Annotated in this window: 15 protein-coding genes and 6 pseudogenes; 13 read left to right on the top strand and 8 right to left on the bottom strand. The window is 70.0% G+C overall.

What is annotated here, in order from left to right:
- Positions 1-181: pseudogene (locus BN4348_RS62055) on the top strand (D-aminoacylase); the annotation flags it as partial.
- 38 nt (positions 182-219) lie between these two features.
- Positions 220-1,218: pseudogene (locus BN4348_RS58365) on the top strand (PPE family protein); the annotation flags it as partial.
- 258 nt (positions 1,219-1,476) lie between these two features.
- Here the strand turns inward: BN4348_RS58365 and BN4348_RS58360 are convergent.
- Entirely contained in the window at positions 1,477-1,989 is a 513-nt protein-coding gene (locus BN4348_RS58360; RefSeq protein ID WP_066917666.1) for a mycothiol transferase, read from the bottom strand.
- A 10-nt stretch (positions 1,990-1,999) separates the two neighbouring features.
- Entirely contained in the window at positions 2,000-2,371 is a 372-nt protein-coding gene (locus tag BN4348_RS58355) for a VOC family protein (protein ID WP_066917665.1), read from the bottom strand.
- 47 nt (positions 2,372-2,418) lie between these two features.
- Here BN4348_RS58355 and BN4348_RS58350 point away from each other — a divergent pair, with 47 nt between their 5' ends.
- From BN4348_RS58350 to BN4348_RS58340, 3 genes and pseudogenes are all read left to right on the top strand, one after another.
- A complete protein-coding gene (locus tag BN4348_RS58350) occupies positions 2,419-4,170 on the top strand; it encodes an N-acyl-D-amino-acid deacylase family protein (protein WP_066917664.1) in 1,752 nt (583 codons plus the stop codon).
- Between the two features lie 38 nt (positions 4,171-4,208).
- Positions 4,209-4,514: pseudogene (locus tag BN4348_RS58345) on the top strand (PPE domain-containing protein); the annotation flags it as partial.
- Positions 4,515-4,535: 21 nt separating this feature from the next.
- Positions 4,536-5,096, top strand: coding sequence for a carboxymuconolactone decarboxylase family protein (locus tag BN4348_RS58340; protein WP_066917662.1), 561 nt, complete (start codon positions 4,536-4,538; stop codon positions 5,094-5,096).
- Here BN4348_RS58340 and BN4348_RS58335 read toward each other — a convergent pair.
- The 3 genes from BN4348_RS58335 to BN4348_RS58325 all read right to left on the bottom strand — a co-directional run bounded on the left by BN4348_RS58335 (position 5,085) and on the right by BN4348_RS58325 (position 8,447).
- On the bottom strand, positions 5,085-5,921 hold the full coding sequence (locus BN4348_RS58335) for an SDR family NAD(P)-dependent oxidoreductase (RefSeq protein ID WP_066917661.1): 837 nt from the start codon (positions 5,919-5,921) through the stop codon (positions 5,085-5,087). The two genes, BN4348_RS58340 and BN4348_RS58335, sit on opposite strands and share 12 nt — an antisense overlap.
- A gap of 137 nt (positions 5,922-6,058) precedes the next feature.
- Positions 6,059-7,684 carry a chaperonin GroEL gene (gene groL, locus BN4348_RS58330; protein WP_066917660.1) on the bottom strand — a complete coding sequence of 542 codons (1,626 nt, stop codon included), beginning with the start codon at positions 7,682-7,684 and terminating at the stop codon, positions 6,059-6,061.
- A 196-nt stretch (positions 7,685-7,880) separates the two neighbouring features.
- Positions 7,881-8,447, bottom strand: a complete 567-nt coding sequence (locus BN4348_RS58325; protein WP_066917659.1) for a TetR/AcrR family transcriptional regulator — start codon at positions 8,445-8,447, stop codon at positions 7,881-7,883.
- A 102-nt stretch (positions 8,448-8,549) separates the two neighbouring features.
- Between BN4348_RS58325 and BN4348_RS58320 the strand changes: the two genes are divergently transcribed.
- Positions 8,550-9,461, top strand: coding sequence for an SDR family NAD(P)-dependent oxidoreductase (locus BN4348_RS58320; RefSeq protein ID WP_066917658.1), 912 nt, complete (start codon positions 8,550-8,552; stop codon positions 9,459-9,461).
- Positions 9,462-9,479: 18 nt separating this feature from the next.
- Positions 9,480-9,974: a cupin domain-containing protein gene (locus BN4348_RS58315; protein ID WP_066917657.1), complete on the top strand. Its 495-nt coding sequence runs from the start codon at positions 9,480-9,482 to the stop codon at positions 9,972-9,974.
- Between the two features lie 259 nt (positions 9,975-10,233).
- Here BN4348_RS58315 and BN4348_RS58310 read toward each other — a convergent pair whose 3' ends face one another.
- Positions 10,234-11,676 (bottom strand): flavin-containing monooxygenase, encoded by a 1,443-nt coding sequence (locus BN4348_RS58310; protein WP_066917656.1) that lies wholly within the window; start codon positions 11,674-11,676, stop codon positions 10,234-10,236.
- Positions 11,676-12,164, bottom strand: coding sequence for a VOC family protein (locus tag BN4348_RS58305; protein ID WP_066917655.1), 489 nt, complete (start codon positions 12,162-12,164; stop codon positions 11,676-11,678). Before BN4348_RS58305 ends, BN4348_RS58310 begins: the two co-directional genes overlap by 1 nt.
- 54 nt (positions 12,165-12,218) lie before the next feature.
- Here BN4348_RS58305 and moeA point away from each other — a divergent pair, with 54 nt between their 5' ends.
- The 6 genes and pseudogenes from moeA to BN4348_RS58275 form a co-directional block, all read left to right on the top strand.
- Complete coding sequence (moeA, locus tag BN4348_RS58300; RefSeq protein WP_066917654.1) at positions 12,219-13,457, top strand: molybdopterin molybdotransferase MoeA; 1,239 nt, start codon at positions 12,219-12,221, stop codon at positions 13,455-13,457.
- Positions 13,340-14,209, top strand: a complete 870-nt coding sequence (locus BN4348_RS58295; RefSeq protein WP_142308781.1) for a molybdopterin molybdotransferase MoeA — start codon at positions 13,340-13,342, stop codon at positions 14,207-14,209. The genes moeA and BN4348_RS58295 overlap by 118 nt, the downstream gene beginning before the upstream one ends.
- Before the next feature lie 110 nt (positions 14,210-14,319).
- Positions 14,320-15,042, top strand: coding sequence for a phosphatidylserine decarboxylase (locus BN4348_RS58290; protein ID WP_066917653.1), 723 nt, complete (start codon positions 14,320-14,322; stop codon positions 15,040-15,042).
- Positions 15,039-15,881: pseudogene (gene pssA / locus BN4348_RS58285) on the top strand (CDP-diacylglycerol--serine O-phosphatidyltransferase); the annotation flags it as partial. The gene BN4348_RS58290 and the pseudogene pssA, both read left to right, overlap by 4 nt.
- A pseudogene (locus tag BN4348_RS58280) lies at positions 15,880-16,368 on the top strand (AAA family ATPase); the annotation flags it as partial. The pseudogenes pssA and BN4348_RS58280, both read left to right, overlap by 2 nt.
- Positions 16,368-18,332, top strand: a pseudogene (locus tag BN4348_RS58275) (AAA family ATPase); the annotation flags it as partial. The pseudogenes BN4348_RS58280 and BN4348_RS58275, both read left to right, overlap by 1 nt.
- Here BN4348_RS58275 and BN4348_RS58270 read toward each other — a convergent pair.
- Positions 18,306-18,902, bottom strand: a complete 597-nt coding sequence (locus BN4348_RS58270; RefSeq protein WP_066917652.1) for a TetR/AcrR family transcriptional regulator — start codon at positions 18,900-18,902, stop codon at positions 18,306-18,308. The pseudogene BN4348_RS58275 and the gene BN4348_RS58270 overlap by 27 nt on opposite strands.
- Positions 18,903-18,913: the final 11 nt, after the last annotated feature.

Raw genomic sequence — 18,913 nt, 5'->3', positions numbered from 1 at the left:
GCACAAGCCGGTGATCCGTCACGACCTCCCCGCCGGCGGGCGACGTTTGGATCAGACCGCCGAAGGATACGTGACAACGATCGTTTCCGGGGAAATAATTGCTGAAAATGGCGTTCCGACAGACGCCCGTCCAGGCAAGTTGGTCCGCGGCCGAAAGCCCATGCCCGTACCTGGTCGATAACGCCACGAAGGGCGGTCCTTCCCGGTTAAGTTGGGTCGGTGACGAGCCCGCATTTTGCGTGGTTGCCGCCTGAAATCAACTCGGCACTAATTTTCGCCGGGCCGGGTGCGGCGCCGCTGCTTGCTGCGGCCGAAGCCTGGGACGGGTTGGCCGAGGATCTGGCGTCGTCGGCGTCGTCGTTCTTTTCGGTGACGTCCGATCTGGCCAACGGTTCGTGGCAGGGCGCGTCGGCGGCGGCGATGATGGCCGTCGCGACCCAGTACGTAGGCTGGCTGAGCGCGGCCGCGGCCCAGGCCGAGGCGGCATCGAGCCAGGCCGCGGCCATCGCGGCCGCCTTCGAGTCCGCGGTGGCGGCCACCGTGCAGCCCGCGGTGGTGGCCGCGAATCGCGCCTTGGTCAAGGCGTTGGCATCCACGAACTGGTTCGGGTTCAACGTCCCGGCGATCATGGACACCGAGGCCGCCTACGAGGCGATGTGGGCGGCCGACGTGGCCGCGATGTTCGGTTACCATGCCGACGCGTCGGAGGCCGCCGCGCAATTGGCGCCGTGGCAGCAGGTCCTGCAAAAGCTTGGTTTCACCTTTAGCAACGGCAAAATCGGTTTCGGTTCCCTCAGTCTTACGATGGGCAATTCGAACGTCGGTTTTGGAAACAGCGGCAGCTTAAATGTCGGCTCCGGAAATTCGGGGAACAACAACTTCGGCTTGGGAAACCTCGGTAATAACAACTTTGGCTTTGGTAACAGCGGTAACAACGACTTCGGGATAGGGCTGACCGGCAGCAACCAGATCGGGTTCGGCGGCTTCAACTCCGGCACCGGCAACGTCGGCTTCTTCAACTCCGGCAGCAATAACATCGGCTTCTTCAACTCCGGCACCGGAAACTTCGGCATCGGTAACTCGGGCATGTCCAACACCGGCCTGTTGAACTCGGGAGCGGTCAACGCGGGCTTTTTCAACAGCGGCAACGCCAACACGGGCATTTTCATGGACAGCGTGGCCGGCCACGGCGCCCAGGATGCCGCCGCGCTCAACTCCGGCAACTACATGACGGGCGGCGTCGGGGCGGCCAACCTCAGCTCGAGCCTCCTCAACTCGGCCGCGACCACCGGCGGCCTCAGTGCGAGCCTGTCGAACGCGGCGATGCTCAACCCGGCCGGCGCCGCCATGGCTGCCCCGCCCGACACGAGCGTCCTCACCGGCGGCATGCAGGCGGCCGGTGCGAACGCCGTCGCCGGCNCAACCGTGGTGGCCAGCCACAACGCAACGGTTGCCGCGAATCGCACGCCTTAGAACCTACTGAATCCCCCGCACGTACGCGGCCTGGCCGAGGTGCTGCGCGCAATCGTCGATGATGCTCACCAGCCGCGCGCTGGCCGTCACGGGCGGATCCCAATTTGTGTCGACGACGCGGCCCAGCTCGTCGGCCGTCACGCTGGCGATGTATTCGAGGGTCAGCTTGTGCACCGCGTGGTAGTAGCCGGACAGCAGCTCGGCGGGCGCCTTCACCTTCGCCACTTCGTCGGGGCCGTGCCCGTATCCGGTGTCGTTGCGCGGCAGGTCCAAGCCGAACCGGTCCACCCACCCGTCGCGGGTCCACACCTGCTCCACACCGGCCACGTGGGCCAGCTGGATGTCCTGCACCCGCGCGCTGTGCCAGATCAGCCAGGCGATGCTGTTGGCGCTGGGGGCCGGGCGATAGTCGGCCACCTCGTCGGTCAGGCCGTCGGCGAGTTCGTCGACGTGTTCGATCAACCGGGTGAACGCGTCGCGAAGCAGTTCCTGAGTTGCAGCGTCAGCGTTGGCCATGTCACCGACATTACGGGCCCCCGTGCCAGACCGCCTCGACGTTGTTGCCGTCGGGATCGCGGACGAAGGCCCCGAAGTACCCGGGGTGATATTCGGGCCAGAGCCGCGGCTCGTGCAACGACTCGGCGCCCAGCCGCACGGCCGTTCCGTGAAAGGCGCGCACCGCGCTTTCGTCGGCGGCCTCGAAGGCCAGGTGCATCTCGCGAGCGGGACCCATGCCCGACCCATCGGCGATCCAAAATGACGGTTTGCCGCCGCGGCCGTACCCGATGGCACGGCCGAAATCCATTTGCCGCGAGAAACCCAGCACGCCCAGCACGTTGTCGTAAAAATGCTGCGATTTCGGATAATCGGCGCAATTGATTCCGATGTGGTCGATCACGGAAGTGATCCTGGCACGACCCACCGGCGCGGTCGTAGATTATTTAGATGACCTACGACCTCATCATCCGCAATGGCACCATCGTCGACGGGCTGGGCGGTGAGCCGTACGTCGGCGACGTCGCGGTAGAGAACGGCGTCATCAAAAAGGTGGGAGCCGTCGGATCGGTGAACGGCGACGGCGCCCGGCGGGAGATCGACGCCACCGGGCTGCTGGTCACCCCCGGCTTCGTCGACCTGCACACCCACTACGACGGCCAGGCGATCTGGTCGGAGCGCCTGACGCCGTCGTCGGCGCACGGGGTGACCACGGTGGTGGTGGGCAACTGCGGCGTCGGCTTCGCCCCCTGCCGCCAATCCGACCACGACGTGCTCGTCGACGTCATGGCCGGTGTCGAGGACATACCCGGCGTCGTCATGACCGACGGCCTGCCCTGGACCTGGGAAACCTTCCCGGAATACATGGACGCCCTGGAGGCGGGCAAACGCGACATCGACGTGGCGGCCTACCTGCCGCACTCGCCGCTGCGGGTGTACGTGATGGGTCAGCGTGGCGCCGACCGCGAGCCGGCCACCGCCGCGGACCTCGCCGAGATGAGGGCGCTGGCCAAGGAGGCGATCGAGGTCGGCGCGCTGGGCTTCGCGTCGTCGCGGCTGACCATCCACAAGACCGAAAGCGGTTCGCCGATACCGAGTTACGACGCCGCCCGCGAGGAGATCGAGGAGATCGCGAAAGGTGTCGTGGACGCCGGGGGCGGGCTGCTGCAATTCGTGCCGGACATCCCCGCCGGCGGCTACCAGCCCGTCCTGCAAACGGTGTTCGATGTGGCCGAGGACTTGGACCTGCCGGTCACCTTCACCCTCGTCGTCGCCAACTCCGGCGACCCGACGTGGGAGGACGCCATCACGATGATCGAGAAGGCCAATACAAATGCGGGGGCGGGTGGTGCACAATTCACCGCGCAGCTGCTGCCGCGGCCGATCGGGCTGATCATCGGGCTGCAGCTGACCGCCAACCCGTTCGTGCTGTACCCCAGCTACCGCGAGATCGCGCACCTGCCGCTGGCAGAGCGGGTGGCCGAGATGCGCAAGCCCGAGGTCCGCGCGCGGATCCTGGCCGACAAGCCCGGCGTCGGTCACCCGATCCTGTACGTGGCGCAGATGTGGGACTGGATCTACCCGCTGGGCGACGAGCCGAACTACGAGCCCGACCCGTCGACCAGCATCGGGGCCCGCGCCCGGGCCCGCGGGGTGGCTCCGATGGAGGAGGCTTACGACCGGCTGCTCGACGACGAGGGCCGCGCCATGCTGTTGGTCGCGACCAGCAACCTGCAGAACAACTCGCTGGACACCGTGGGGAAGTTGCTGCACCGCGACGACGTGGTGCTCGGGCTCGGCGACGGGGGCGCCCACTACGGGATGATCTGCGACGCCAGCTACACGACGTACTTCCTGGCGCATTGGGCTCGGGATCGAAGGTCCGGGAGGTTCACCGTGGCCGAGGCCGTACGCGAGCTCACCTCCGTGCCCGCCCGGGTGGCCGGGCTGGGCGACCGCGGCCGCATCGCGGCCGGATACAAGGCCGACCTCAACGTCATCGACCACGGCGCCCTGCGGCTGCACAAGCCGGTGATCCGTCACGACCTCCCCGCCGGCGGGCGACGTTTGGATCAGACCGCCGAAGGATACGTGACAACGATCGTTTCCGGGGAAATAATTGCTGAAAATGGCGTTCCGACAGACGCCCGTCCAGGCAAGTTGGTCCGCGGCCGAAAGCCCATGCCCGTACCTGGTCGATAACGCCACGAAGGGCGGTCCTTCCCGGTTAAGTTGGGTCGGTGACGAGCCCGCATTTTGCGTGGTTGCCGCCTGAAATCAACTCGGCACTAATTTTCGCCGGGCCGGGTGCGGCGCCGCTGCTTGCTGCGGCCGAAGCCTGGGACGGGTTGGCCGAGGATCTGGCGTCGTCGGCGTCGTCGTTCTTTTCGGTGACGTCCGATCTGGCCAACGGTTCGTGGCAGGGCGCGTCGGCGGCGGCGATGATGGCCGTCGCGACCCAGTACGTAGGCTGGCTGAGCGCGGCCGCGGCCCAGGCCGAGGCGGCATCGAGCCAGGCCGCGGCCATCGCGGCCGCNGTGCCTGCATGACTGCGTGGTGTTCTCGCTGTGAGCCGCGTCGCACCACTCGCTCCGCCGTGGAGTGAGGAAGACGCCACCGGCATCAACAGCTGGGGTCACCCGGACCGCACTTACGAGCCGCTGCTTCTGGTGCGTTGCCTGCAACGCCATCCGGCGCTTGCGAGCCGGCTGCGCAAGCTCGGTGAATCCCTTTACGTCGTAGCGCTTTTGCCGCCCCGGACCCGGACGATCGCGATCCTGCGCAGCTGCGCGCTGCTGCGGTGCGAGTACGAGTGGGGCGGGCAGGCGGCGTTCTGGGGTCCGATCGCGGGTGTCAGCGACGACGAGTGCGACGCCCTGGTCACCGGCGGGGCGGACGACCCGCGGTGGAGCCCGGCCGAGCGGACGCTGATCGAGGCGGTGGACGAATTGGAACGCACCGGCTCGTGGTCGGAGGCGACCTGGGCGGCGCTGGGGCGCGACCTGGATGACGAGCAGCGGATCGAACTGCTGACCGCCGTCGGCTGGTACCGCACGATCTGCACGCTGTGCAACGCGCTCGCGCTACCGGTGGAAGGTTGGATGCGGCGCTGGCCCTCAGCTGGCTGACCGGTCCCTGCCTAGGTCCCTTTTCAGGCCCGGATGCTGGTTCTTCAGCAGCGGCAGCAGCACCCGTCGCGGCAGGAACTGGAACAGCCGCGTGGACAGTTGGCTTGGCAGCCCGGCGATCACCGTGCCGCGGTCGTGCTCGAGCGCGTCGACCCCGATGCGGGCCACCTCGCGCGACGGCATCCACAGGAACTTCGGGAACGCGTCGGCAAAGGTCCGCTCGTCCATGCCCGCGTTTTTCAGGAACTCGGTGCGCACCGGGCCCGGGCACAGCAGCGCGACGGTGACGCCGGTGCCGGCGAGCTCGCCGCGCACCCCTTCGGTGTAGGTCTTCACGAACGCCTTGGTGGCGGCGTAGCCGGCTTGCCCCGGGAAGGGGTGGTAGCCCGCGGTGGATCCGAGGTTGAGGATGGCGCCGCGTCCGCGTGGCACCATCTGCTGCACGGCGCGGGTGGTGAGGTCGATGACGGCCTCGACGTTGACCCGCACCTGGACGATCTCCTCGCCGACTCGCGTCTTCGTCACCGACCCGATGGTGCCGACGCCGGCGTTGTTGACCAGGATGTCGACGGTCAGCCCGCGGCGGTCGACCTCCTCGAGGAGGCCGGCGCGGGCCGTCGCGTCCGCGACGTCGCAGGCGATCACCTCGACCCGCACGCTGCCCGCGAGCTCGTCCGCGAGCCCGCGCAGCCGGTCTTCGCGGCGGGCGACGAGCGTGACGCCGTGGCCGCGGTCGGCCAGCTCCCGGGCGATGTCGGCGCCGATGCCCGACGACGCCCCGGTCACGACGGCGGTACTGGTGGGTGAGGGCGTCGGAAGGGCCACGCGGTTAAACGTACAAGGCGGCCCTGCGCGCCGAACGTGAAACCAGGGCGGAAGAATCGCCGAAATCCCGCCCTGAGCTCACGCTCGGCGCACGAAAAAGCCCGGCCCCCAAGGGGACCGGGCTTTTCGTTGACTTCCTAGAAGTCCATACCACCCATGCCGCCGGTCGGGTCGCCCGCGGGTGCGGCCGCCTTCTCCGGCTTGTCGGCGACGACGGCCTCGGTCGTCAGGAAGAGCGCCGCGATGGACGCCGCGTTCTGCAGCGCCGAGCGGGTCACCTTGACGGGGTCGGCAACGCCGGCCTTCAGCAGGTCCTCGTAGTCGCCGCTGGCGGCGTTCAGGCCGGTCCCGGCGGGCGAGTTGCGGACCTTCTCGGCGACAACTCCGGGCTCCAGCCCGGAGTTGAAGGCGATCTGCTTCAGCGGAGCCTCGAGCGCCACCTTGACGATGTTGGCGCCGGTCGCCTCGTCGCCGGTGAGCTTCAGCTCGTCCAGCGTCGGAGCCGCTTGCAGCAGGGCCACGCCGCCACCGGCGACGATGCCCTCCTCGACGGCCGCCTTGGCGTTGCGCACCGCGTCCTCGATGCGGTGCTTGCGCTCCTTGAGCTCCACCTCGGTGGCCGCCCCGGCCTTGATCACCGCGACGCCGCCGGCCAGCTTGGCCAGGCGCTCCTGCAGCTTCTCGCGGTCGTAGTCGGAGTCGCTGTTCTCGATCTCCTGGCGGATCTGGGCCACGCGCCCGGCGATGGCGTCGGGGTCACCGGCGCCCTCGACGATGGTGGTCTCGTCCTTGGTGACGACGACCTTGCGGGCCTTACCGAGCAGCGCAACATCGGCGCTCTCCAGCGACAGGCCGACCTCCTCGCTGATCACCTGGCCGCCGGTGAGGATCGCCATGTCCTGCAGCATCGCCTTGCGGCGGTCGCCGAAGCCGGGGGCCTTGACAGCCACCGACTTGAACGTGCCACGGATCTTGTTGACGACCAGGGTGGACAGCGCCTCGCCCTCGACGTCCTCGGCGATGATCAACAGCGGCTTGCCGGCCTGGATGACCTTCTCCAGCAGCGGCAACAGGTCCTTGACCGTCGACACCTTCGAGCTGACCAGCAGGATGTAGGGGTCCTCGAGGACCGCTTCCTGACGCTCGGCGTCGGTGACGAAGTAGCCCGAGATGTAGCCCTTGTCGAACCGCATGCCCTCGGTGAGCTCGAGCTGCAGGCCGAAGGTGTTGGACTCCTCGACGGTGATGACGCCCTCGTTGCCGACCTTGTCCATCGCCTCGGCGATGAGGTCGCCGATCGACTGGTCGCCCGCGGAGATCGCGGCGGTCGCGGCGATCTGCTCCTTGGTCTCGACATCCTTGGCCGACTTCAGCAGGGTCTCGGTGACCTTCTCGACGGCCTTTTCGATGCCGCGCTTGAGCGCCAGCGGGTTGGCGCCGGCCGCGACGTTGCGCAGGCCCTCCTTGACCAGGGCCTGGGCCAGCACCGTGGCCGTCGTCGTGCCGTCACCGGCGACGTCGTCGGTCTTCTTGGCGACTTCCTTGACCAGCTCGGCGCCGATCTTCTCGTACGGGTCCTCCAGTTCGATCTCCTTGGCGATGGACACACCATCGTTGGTGATCGTGGGGGCACCCCACTTCTTCTCCAGTACGACGTTGCGGCCCTTGGGACCCAACGTCACCTTTACCGCGTCGGCGAGGGCGTTCAGGCCCCGCTCGAGGCCGCGACGGGCCTCTTCGTCGTACGCAATTGTCTTGGCCATTGCGAAGTGATTCCTCCGGATTGGGAATGAAATGGGGCCACCGGGCGACGACAACCCCATTACTTACGCTGGCCGGGTGCAGTGCCCGCGACGGACGACCAAACTGGTCTCACCGTCCCGACCTAGCACTCGCCGGTCGCGAGTGCCAACGTCATTCTTAGCACTCGCCCATGCCGAGTGCAAGGACGGTCCCCAGTTATCGCCCAGCGCGTAAACCGTCGATGACGACGTCGGTCACCCGCTCGGCCAGCGCCGAGTCGTAGGCCTCCATCGCCTGGCATCCGACCAGGATCGTCTTCAGATCCCGCATATCGACGTCGCGCCGCGCGGTGCCCGCTTCCTGCGCGGCCCGCAGCAGTTCGCCGAGCAAGGCCTTGAATGCGTCCTCGGCCTCGGGCGCGGCGCAGGCGATGTCGATCCCGAGCCCGGCCAGCGCGTCGACCAGTCCGCGGTCCGTGGCGCCCCACTGCAGCACCATCGAGCGCAGGAAACTGAAGAGCGCCTCGCCCGGCCCGGCGGATTCGAGCAGCGCATGCCCGTCGTCGACGAGGTGCCGCATCCGGTCTTCGATGACGGCCTGAAACAGCGCCTCCTTCGTCGGGAAGTGCCGGTAGACGGTGCCGGCCCCGACGCCGGCGCGCCGGGCGATCTGGTCGATCGGCACCGCCAGGCCCTCGGCCGCGAAGGTCTCGTAGGCGACTTCCAGCACGCGCGCGCGGTTGCGCGCCGCGTCGGCGCGCAACGGGCGTGCCGGTTGCGCCATCTGTTCACCACCTAGGAGTTGACAAAGCGGGGCGCGCGTTCCGTATAGTAGCAGCAACCGGAGCGCTCGCCCCGCTTACTCTACTAGTTCAAGGAGCCTGTCATGGCCAAGTGGACCGCCGCGGACATCCCCGACCAGACCGGTCGCGTCGCCGTCATCACCGGAGCCAACACCGGCCTCGGCTACGAGACCGCGCTGGCGCTCGCCGACCACGGCGCCCACGTGGTGCTGGCGGTGCGCAACCTCGACAAGGGCAAGGACGCCGCGGCCCGGATCAGCGCGACGAGCCCGCACGCGGACGTCGCGCTGCAGGAGCTGGACCTGACGTCGCTGGACTCCATTCGGGCCGCGGCCGAGCAGCTGCGCTCCGCGCACGACCGCATCGACCTGCTGATCAACAACGCGGGCGTGATGTGGACGCCGAAGTCCACCACCAAGGACGGCTTCGAGCTGCAATTCGGCACCAACCACCTCGGCCACTTCGCCTTCACCGGGCTGCTGCTGGACCGGCTGCTGCCGGTCGCCGGCTCCCGGGTCGTGACCGTCAGCAGCATGGGCCACCGCATCCGCGCCGACATCCACTTCGACGACCTGCAGTGGGAACGCGGCTACAGCCGCGTGGGCGCCTACGGGCAGTCGAAGCTGGCCAACCTGTTGTTCACCTACGAGCTGCAGCGCCGACTCGCGCCACACGGGACCACGATCGCCGCGGCCGCGCACCCCGGCGGGTCCCGGACCGAGCTGACCCGCAACCTGCCCGCGCTGCTCACGCCCGTGGCGGCCGTGTTGGAGCCGTTGTTCCAGGGCGCGGACATGGGCGCCCTGCCGACGCTGCGCGCGGCGACCGACCCCGGCGTGCTCGGCGGCCAGTACTACGGCCCCGACGGGTTCGGCGAGCAACGCGGCCACCCGAAACTCGTTGCGTCCAGCGCGAAATCGCACGACGTCGCCATGCAGCGCCGGCTGTGGGCGGTCTCCGAGGAGCTCACCGGGGTGGTCTATCCCGTCGACTGACGGGGTAACACTAAAGGCATGTCTCTCGCCGTGCCGCCGTATCCACCGCCCCGCTACACCAGGGACGAGCCGGAGGTCAGCGCGTGGCTCAAGCGCGTCGACGAGCCGGCCGACTACGAGACCTTCGGGACCAAGTACCACTACCTGGCCAACGAGCGGGCCACCGACGGCGACTACGGCCTGTACCGGGTCGACATCGGCCCCGCCGGCGGCGGGCCCCCGGCCCACTTCCACCGGGCCATGTCCGAGGCGTTCTTCGTCCTGTCCGGGACGATGAAGCTCTACGAGGGCAACGAGTGGGTCGACGGGCACCCCGGCGATTTCCTCTACGTGCCGCCCGGCGGCGTGCACGGCTTCCGCAACGAGGCCGACGAACCGGCGTCGGTCCTGATGCTGTTCGCCCCCGGGGCGCCGCGGGAGGCCTACTTCGAGGGCTTCGGGGAGCTGGCCGACATGACCGACGACGAACGCCGGGAGTGGTTCATCCGCCACGACAACTACTGGGTGCAGTAGTCGGTTAACGGTGAGCGAACTTTCGGTGCTGCGCACCGATACTCGGCGCGGGCGCGACGTAGGGTTTGGCCGTGCAGGTGAGGTCGAAGCGCGCCGCGGCATGGCTGCGGATGAAGGTCGAGACGGCGTTCAGCGCCCCGGTCAGGACCGCCGAGCGGGTCAAACGACCGAGTCGCCCCGGCCTGAGCCGCGGGTTGCCCGCCCGGGCCGCCGCACCCGCGAGGCGCCGGCGCCGCCTGCGGCCCCGGCCGTCCGCTAGCTACCGGTCGAAGCGGTAGTCGCCGTCGACCAGTTCGCGGGTGCGTTCGTAGAACGTCCGACCGCTGTAGGGCAACTGCGTGACGACCTTGCCGCTGGGATGCCGGAAGTAGTTGTCGCAGGCGAGCCACACCTTGCCCGCCATGGCGGCCTGAATCTCGTCGTTGTAGCGACGCTGCGCGTCGGAGGTGACCTCGATCGTGCGCGCACCGCGGCCGCCCATCACATCGAGGATGTGGCGGACGAACGTGGTCTGCGCCTCGTGGATGTACAGGATCGAGTTGACGCCGTTGGTGTTTGGGCCGTAAAGCGTGAAGAAGTTCGGATACCCGGCGATCAGCGTGCCGAGGTAGGCTTCGGCGCCACCGCTCCACTCGTCGCGTAGGTGGCGGCCACCGGTCCCGTACACGTCGATGCTCGCCAGGTAGTCGGCCGCGGTGAACCCGGTGCCGTAGATGACGGTGTCGACGCGGTGTTCGACGCCGTCGACGGTGCGCACCCCGCGCTCGGTCAGCTCGGCGATCGCGGTCGTCTCCAGGGTGACGTTGGGCAGCGCGAACGTGGGATACCACTCGCGCGACATCAACGGCCGCTTGCAGCCGGCGGGATAGTCCGGCGTGAGCTTCGCGCGCAGCGCGGGGTCGGTCACCTTGCGCCTCAGGTAGCTGCGCGCGAGCTCGGTGGCCTCGCGCGTTTGCGCGGCGTCGACGTCGAAGCTCGAGGATTCGTAGGCATCGAAGGCCTCGTCGCGCAGCTTGCGCGCCGTCTCGGGGTGGCGTTCGAACTCGTCGTGCTGCTCGGCGGTGAACGGGAAGTCGAAGCGCGGGGCGATCCAGATCGGGGTCCGCTGAAACACCGTGAGGTGCGCCGTTTTCGGCGCGATCGCGGGGACGTACTGGATGGCGCTGGCGCCCGTGCCGATGGACGCGACCCGCTCCCCGGCCGTCGACCTGCTGTGATCCCAACGCGCCGAATGGAATTGGCGCCCTCGAAATCGGTGTCCGCCGCGTATCTCCGGAACGTGGGGCACGTCGAGCATGCCGACGGCGCTCACCACGACATCGAAGTCGTGCAGGGCGCCGTCGTCGGTCGTCAGCGTCCACCGCCGCTGGTCGTCCGACCACCGCGCCGTGGCGATCGCGGTGTGGGGCCGCAGGTGCGGCCCCAGCCCGTGGTCGATGGCGACCTTTTCCAGGTACGCCAGGATCTCGGGCTGGTTCGCGTAGGTCTTGCTCCAACGCGGGTTGGGCGCAAAGGAATACGAGTACAGATGCGACGGCACGTCGCAGGCCGCGCCCGGAAAGGTGTTGTGCCGCCAGGTCCCGCCGAACCCGTCCGCGCGGTCGAAGATGGTGAAGTCGTAGCCGCCCTGCGCCAGCTGGATGCCCATCGCGATGCCCCCGGCACCGGCGCCGATGATCCCGACAGTGATTTTTCGGGGCATCACGCCCCGAATTGCGCGAAGTACGGTCGCTCGGGGCGGCTCTTCTCCACCAGGATGAACACCACGCCCCACGGGTCGACGAACCAGCTGGTGCGGACCCGCGCGACGTCCGCGATGCCGCTGACCAAAAACCGCACCCCCTTGCTCTCCAGTTCCGCGCGGGTGGCGTCGAGGTCCGCACAGATCAGCCCGACGTGCGACAGCCCGTGATCGGTCAGCCGCGCGCCTGCGCGCCGATCGGCACCGCTGTCGTCGACGTTGAGGTATTCGATCACCTCGAGCACCCGGTCGCCGTCGTCGCCGAAGCCGACGATGGCCGCCTTCATGCTCGGGTCCGACACCAGCTCGCCCATGTCCGCGCGAATGGCGTTACCGCTCATGACGTACGGCGGCGAGAGCACACGCAGGCCCAATACGTCGCGGTAGAACGCCACCGCGGCCTCGCAATCGGGGACGCACACCCCGGCGTGGGCCAACCCGGTAATCACGTTCTCAACCTTACGTCGGCGAGGCACTCATCGGGGAGGGCCGATAATGGCCGGGTGCGGTCAGTCGAAGAGCATCAGCGAGTCGTAGCGGAGATGATCCGCGCCCGTCCGTCGGTCGCGGTCGCGCTGGCCCAGGCCCAGGGGCTGGTGTTGGCCGACGATGTGGTCGCCCGGTTGGCGCTGCCGGTCTTCGACAACTCCGCGATGGACGGCTACGCGGTGCGCGCCGAGGACGTCGCGGACGCCACCCCCGAACGGCCGGTGGTGTTGGACGTCGCCGAGGACATCCCGGCCGGGCGCACCGACGAGCTGACGCTGCAACCAAAGACCGCGCACCGGATCATGACCGGCGCGCCCGTGCCGGCCGGTACGACGGCCGTCGTGCCGGTCGAGGACACCGACGGCGGCGTGGAATCGGTGGCGATCCACCAGCCCCGCCCCGCCGGCGCACACATCCGTCGGGCCGGCGAGGACGTCGCCCCCGGCACCACGGTGCTGCGCAAGGGCCAGGTGGTGACTCCGGCGGTGCTCGGGCTGGCGGCGGCGCTGGGAATGGCGGAGCTCCCGGTGATTCCGCGCCAGCGGGTGTTGGTGATCTCCACCGGCTCGGAGCTGGTGTCGCCGGGGGAGACCCTGCGGCCCGGGCAGATCTACGAGTCCAACTCGATCATGCTGGCCGGGGCGGTCCGCGATGCCGGCGCCGAGGTCATCGCCGTCGCGACCGCCGAAGACGATGTCGCGCAGTTCAGCTCGATCCTCGACCGGTACGCCGCCGATGCCGACCTGATCATCACCAGCGGCGGCGTCAGCGCCGGCGCCTACGAGGTCGTCAAGGACGCGTTCGGCCGGGAGGGGGACCAGGGGGTGGAGTTCGTCAAGGTGGCGATGCAGCCCGGCATGCCGCAAGGCATCGGGCGGGTGGCCGGCGCGACGATCGTCACCCTGCCCGGCAACCCGGTCAGCGCGCTGGTGTCCTTCGAGGTCTTCATCCGCCCAGCGCTGCGCCGGGCGATGGGGCTGCCGGACCCGGAGCGGCCGCACCGGCCGGCGGTGCTCGCCGAATCGCTGACCTCGCCGCGCGGCAAGCGCCAGTTCCGGCGCGCGATCCTGAACCGCTCCGACGACGGGGTCGGCACCGTCACCAGCTACGGCCCCCCGGCGTCGCACCACTTGCGGTGGCTGGCGTCGGCCAACGGGCTGCTGGACATCCCCGAAGACNCGGCGCACACATCCGTCGGGCCGGCGAGGACGTCGCCCCCGGCACCACGGTGCTGCGCAAGGGCCAGGTGGTGACTCCGGCGGTGCTCGGGCTGGCGGCGGCGCTGGGAATGGCGGAGCTCCCGGTGATTCCGCGCCAGCGGGTGTTGGTGATCTCCACCGGCTCGGAGCTGGTGTCGCCGGGGGAGACCCTGCGGCCCGGGCAGATCTACGAGTCCAACTCGATCATGCTGGCCGGGGCGGTCCGCGATGCCGGCGCCGAGGTCATCGCCGTCGCGACCGCCGAAGACGATGTCGCGCAGTTCAGCTCGATCCTCGACCGGTACGCCGCCGATGCCGACCTGATCATCACCAGCGGCGGCGTCAGCGCCGGCGCCTACGAGGTCGTCAAGGACGCGTTCGGCCGGGAGGGGGACCAGGGGGTGGAGTTCGTCAAGGTGGCGATGCAGCCCGGCATGCCGCAAGGCATCGGGCGGGTGGCCGGCGCGACGATCGTCACCCTGCCCGGCAACCCGGTCAGCGCGCTGGTGTCCTTCGAGGTCTTCATCCGCCCAGCGCTGCGCCGGGCGATGGGGCTGCCGGACCCGGAGCGGCCGCACCGGCCGGCGGTGCTCGCCGAATCGCTGACCTCGCCGCGCGGCAAGCGCCAGTTCCGGCGCGCGATCCTGAACCGCTCCGACGACGGGGTCGGCACCGTCACCAGCTACGGCCCCCCGGCGTCGCACCACTTGCGGTGGCTGGCGTCGGCCAACGGGCTGCTGGACATCCCCGAAGACGTCGTCGAGGTGTCCGAAGGGACCGAGCTGCAGGTCTGGGACCTGAGCTGAGGCCGGTCGAAGGGGCCGGCTGCGGCGGATCGCGACGCCGGCGGCGGCGACCATCGCCCGCGCCCGCGGCGGCGTATCCGGCCACCGTCCAGGCTCCGTAAGATGGCCGCGTGGCAAGACGCCCCCGCACCGTGGGCCCCAGCGCCGAGGACCCGGACTTCAGCCCGCAGCATGCCCTCGAGTTGGTGCGCTCCGCCGTTCCGCCCGTTCATCCGGCCGGCCGACCGTTCGTCGCCGCCGGCCTGGCGACCGCCCTCGTCGGCCGCAGGCACCGCTGGGTGCGACGAGCGGGCCTGCTGGCCGCCGGCGCCTGCGCGGGGTTCTTCCGTCACCCCAAGCGGGTGCCGCCCACCCGGCCCGGCGCGGTCGTGGCGCCCGCCGACGGCGAGATCTGCGTGATCGACTCGGCGGCCCCGCCCGCCGAATTGAGCATGGGCGACGCCCCGTTGCCGCGGGTCAGCATCTTCCTGTCGCTGCTGGACGCCCACGTGCAGCGGGCCCCGGTGAGCGGCGAGGTGATCGCCGTGCAGCACCGGCCGGGCCGTTTCGGGTCGGCCGACCTGGCCGCGGCCAGCACCGAGAACGAGCGCACCAGCCTGCGGATCCGGACCGATACGGGCGCCGACGTGGTGGCGGTGCAGATCGCGGGACTGCTGGCGCGCCGCATCATCTGCGACGCACACGTCGGGGACAAGCTGACGATCGGTGAGACGTACGGCCTGATCCGGTTCGGCTCCCGGCTGGACACCTACCTTCCGCCCGGGACGGAACCGTTGGTCACGGTCGGCCAGCGCGCGGTCGGCGGCGAGACCGTGTTGGCCGAGCTGACATGACCGACAAGCCCCGCGGCAGGCGGGCGGTGAACCTGCAGATCCTGCCCAGCGCGATGACGGTCCTGTCCATCTGCGCGGGGCTGACCTCCATCCGGTTCGCCCTGTTGCACCAGCCGGTGCCCGCGATGGCGCTGATCGTCGCCGCCGCCATCCTGGACGGGCTCGACGGCCGGGTGGCCCGCATGCTCGACGCCCAGTCGCGGATGGGCGCGGAGATCGACTCGCTGGCCGACGCGGTGAATTTCGGGGTGACACCCGCGCTGGTGCTCTACGTGTCGATGCTGTCGAAGTGGCCGATCGGTTGGGTGGTGGTGCTGCTGTACGCGGTGTGCGTCGTGCTGCGGCTGGCGCGCTACAACGCGCTGGCCGACGACGGGGCCCAGCCCGCCTACGCGCACGAGTTCTTCGTCGGGATGCCCGCACCGGCGGGCGCGGTCTCGATGATCGGCCTGATGGGGCTCAAGCTGCAGTTCGGTGAGGGCTGGTGGACCTCGGTGTGGTTCCTGTGCATCTGGGTGACCGGGACGTCGATGCTGATGGTCAGCGGGATCCCGATGAAAAAGATGCACGCCGTGCGGGTGCCGCCGAACTACGCCACCGCGGTGCTGCTGGTGCTGGTGGTCTTCGCCGCCGCCGCGGTGTTGCAACCCTTCATCACGATCTGGGTGATCATCGTCGCGTACCTGTGCCACGTCCCGTTCGCCGTGCGCAACAAGCGCTGGCTGGACAGGCATCCCGAGGTGTGGGGCGACCAGCCCAAGCAGCAGCGCGCCCTGCGGCGCGCGAACCGCCGGTCGCAGCCGAGCCGCCGGTCGCTGACGCGGGTGGGGCTGCGGAAGCCNCAGGCAGGCCCTGACCGAGGCGGTGTTGTGGCCGCTGCGGCATCCCGACACGTTCGCCCGGCTGGGCGTCGAGCCGCCGCGCGGGGTGCTGCTGTACGGCCCACCCGGGTGCGGCAAGACGTTCGTGGTCCGCGCCCTGGCCAGCACCGGCCAACTGTCCGTACACGCGGTCAAGGGCTCCGAGCTGATGGACAAGTGGGTGGGCAGCTCGGAAAGGGCGGTGCGCGAACTGTTTCGGCGGGCCCGGGACTCGGCGCCGTCGCTGATTTTCCTCGACGAGGTGGACGCGCTGGCGCCCCGGCGAGGCCAAAGCTTTGACTCCGGCGTGACCGACCGGGTGGTGGCCGCGCTGCTGACCGAGCTGGACGGGATCGACCCGCTGCGCGACGTCGTGGTGCTGGGCGCCACCAACCGGCCCGACCTGATCGACCCCGCCCTGCTGCGGCCCGGCCGGCTGGAGCGGCGGGTGTTCGTCGAGCCGCCCGNTTGCTCGACGACGTGACGCTGTCCAATGCCGGCCTGCGGGAGGGCACCGCGGTGATCGTCGGCCCGGTCACCGTGTACGGCGCGCGGTCGGTGACGCTGTCCGGCTCGTCGATGGCCGTCAACTCGATCACGCCGGTCACGCTGCGGCAGGCGTTGCTGGGCAAGGTGATGACCGTCGGCGACGCCGTGTCGCTGCTGCCACGCGACCTGGGACCCGGGACCTCGACGTCGGCTGCCACCCGGGCGCTGGCGGCCTCGGTCGGGATCAGCTGGACCTCGGAGCTGTTGACCGTCACCGGCGTCGATCCCGAGGGACCGGTCAGCGTACAGCCGAACTCGTTGGTCAGCTGGGGAACCGGGGCCCCGGCCGGGATTCCCGGGTCGCACGAACAACTGACCACCGGCACCCCCGAGATCCTCATCGAAGAGCTCAAGGGCTCGCAGCCGCAGGCCGCCAAGCTCGCCGAATGGCTCAAGCTCTCGCTGGACGAACCGCACCTGCTGAAGAGCCTGGGTGCCGGCACCAACCTCGGGGTGCTGGTGTCGGGGCCGGCCGGCGTGGGCAAGGTGACGCTGGTGCGCGCGGTGTGCGACGGGCGCAGGCTGATCGAGCTCGACGGGCCCGAGGTGGGCGCGCTGGGCGCCGACGATCGGCTGAAAGCGGTTGCCGCGGCGGTGCAAAAGGTTCGCGACGGCGGGGGCGTCCTGCTGATCGACGACGTCGACGCGCTGTTGCCCGCCACCGCCGAGCCGGTGGCCGCCCTGATCCTGGGCGAGCTGCGCACCGCCGTCGCCACCGGTGGCGTCGCGTTGATCGCCACCTCCGCACACCCGGACCAGCTCGATGCCAGGCTGCGCGCGCCCGACCTGTGCGACCGCGAGCTGGGCCTGCCGCTCCCCGACGGCGGCACCCGCAAGGCGCTGCTGGAGGCGCTGCTCAAGCCGGTGCCCACCGGCGATCTGCAGCTCGACGAAATCGCAGCACGCACACCGGGTTTCGTCGTCGCCGACCTGGCCGCGCTGGTCCGCGAGGCCGCGCTGCGGGCGGCGTCCCGGGCCAGCGCCGACGGCCAACCGCCCAAGCTGAGCCAGGACGACCTCGTCGGCGCGCTGACCGTCATCCGGCCGTTGTCCCGGTCGGCCAGTGCGGAATTGACCATCGGGAACGTCACGCTTGACGACGTGGGCGACATGGCCGAGGCCAGGCAGGCCCTGACCGAGGCGGTGTTGTGGCCGCTGCGGCATCCCGACACGTTCGCCCGGCTGGGCGTCGAGCCGCCGCGCGGGGTGCTGCTGTACGGCCCACCCGGGTGCGGCAAGACGTTCGTGGTCCGCGCCCTGGCCAGCACCGGCCAACTGTCCGTACACGCGGTCAAGGGCTCCGAGCTGATGGACAAGTGGGTGGGCAGCTCGGAAAGGGCGGTGCGCGAACTGTTTCGGCGGGCCCGGGACTCGGCGCCGTCGCTGATTTTCCTCGACGAGGTGGACGCGCTGGCGCCCCGGCGAGGCCAAAGCTTTGACTCCGGCGTGACCGACCGGGTGGTGGCCGCGCTGCTGACCGAGCTGGACGGGATCGACCCGCTGCGCGACGTCGTGGTGCTGGGCGCCACCAACCGGCCCGACCTGATCGACCCCGCCCTGCTGCGGCCCGGCCGGCTGGAGCGGCGGGTGTTCGTCGAGCCGCCCGACGCCGCGGCCCGGGGCGAAATCCTGCGCACCGCAGGCAAATCCATCCCGCTGAGCGACGACGTCGACCTCGACGAGGTGGCCGCCGGGCTGGACGGCTACAGCGCCGCCGACTGCGTCGCCCTGCTGCGGGAGGCGGCGCTGGGCGCGATGCGGCGATCCATCGACGCCTCCGACGTGACGGCCGCCGACCTCGCGGCCGCCCACAAGATCGTGCGCCCGTCGCTGGATCCCGCGCAGGTGGACGCCCTACGCACGTTCGCGAAAGCTCTCTAGCATCGCCCGCGCCGACGCCGCGACGTCGGCCTCCAGCCATTTCGGCATCGGCTCGTCGCGCGCATGGCGCCGCACCACCGCATACGGCAGATCCGCGACCGCTCGCGCGACGGCGTCGACCGAGCGTCGGTCGCCACGCCCATACAGTTGCCGCGCCAGGACCGCGACCCGCGCGCTCAGCGGCGCGTTCATGGCGGCGAGCGTCTCGCGGAAGGCCGCGTCCGGCTCGCCGTCGAGCAGGTCTCCCGGGCGGATCGTCAGCAACAGCCGGGCGTCGTCGGGAAGTTCGCGCGCGAAACCGATGCCGGCCACGGCCATCGCCACCGCGGTGTCGGCGGGGGGAGCACCGTCGGCGGCCATCGCCCGCGCCTGAAAGCGTTCCAGCGCCCGCAGCCACGCCGCCGTCAAGATGCCGTCGCGGTTGCCGAACCGGTGATACAGGGTGCCGGCGGGCGCGCCGCTCGCCTTCGATATCGCCGCGACGCTCGCGGCGCGCGGCCCGCCGTCGAGCACCAGCGCGCGGGCTGCGTCGAGGATCACATCGGTTTCGTGCTTCCGCGGTGGCGCCATGATCTAGTACA

Origin of the sequence: Mycobacterium interjectum, assembly GCF_900078675.2 — a bacterium.
GTDB classification, from domain to species: Bacteria; Actinomycetota; Actinomycetes; order Mycobacteriales; family Mycobacteriaceae; genus Mycobacterium; species Mycobacterium interjectum.
The sequence above is the reverse complement of the archived record's forward strand: the minus strand, read 5'-3'. Positions and strand labels throughout refer to the sequence as shown.

What these genes read in the sequence shown, in the direction of transcription:
- BN4348_RS58270 (WP_066917652.1), bottom strand. Translation starts at nt 18,902, where the DNA reads ATGGCGCCACCGCGGAAGCACGAAACCGATGTGATCCTCGACGCAGCC.
- BN4348_RS58320 (WP_066917658.1), top strand. Translation starts at nt 8,550, where the DNA reads ATGGCCAAGTGGACCGCCGCGGACATCCCCGACCAGACCGGTCGCGTC.
- groL (WP_066917660.1), bottom strand. Translation starts at nt 7,684, where the DNA reads ATGGCCAAGACAATTGCGTACGACGAAGAGGCCCGTCGCGGCCTCGAG.
- BN4348_RS58350 (WP_066917664.1), top strand. Translation starts at nt 2,419, where the DNA reads ATGACCTACGACCTCATCATCCGCAATGGCACCATCGTCGACGGGCTG.
- BN4348_RS58325 (WP_066917659.1), bottom strand. Translation starts at nt 8,447, where the DNA reads ATGGCGCAACCGGCACGCCCGTTGCGCGCCGACGCGGCGCGCAACCGC.
- BN4348_RS58360 (WP_066917666.1), bottom strand. Translation starts at nt 1,989, where the DNA reads ATGGCCAACGCTGACGCTGCAACTCAGGAACTGCTTCGCGACGCGTTC.
- BN4348_RS58310 (WP_066917656.1), bottom strand. Translation starts at nt 11,676, where the DNA reads ATGCCCCGAAAAATCACTGTCGGGATCATCGGCGCCGGTGCCGGGGGC.
- BN4348_RS58315 (WP_066917657.1), top strand. Translation starts at nt 9,480, where the DNA reads ATGTCTCTCGCCGTGCCGCCGTATCCACCGCCCCGCTACACCAGGGAC.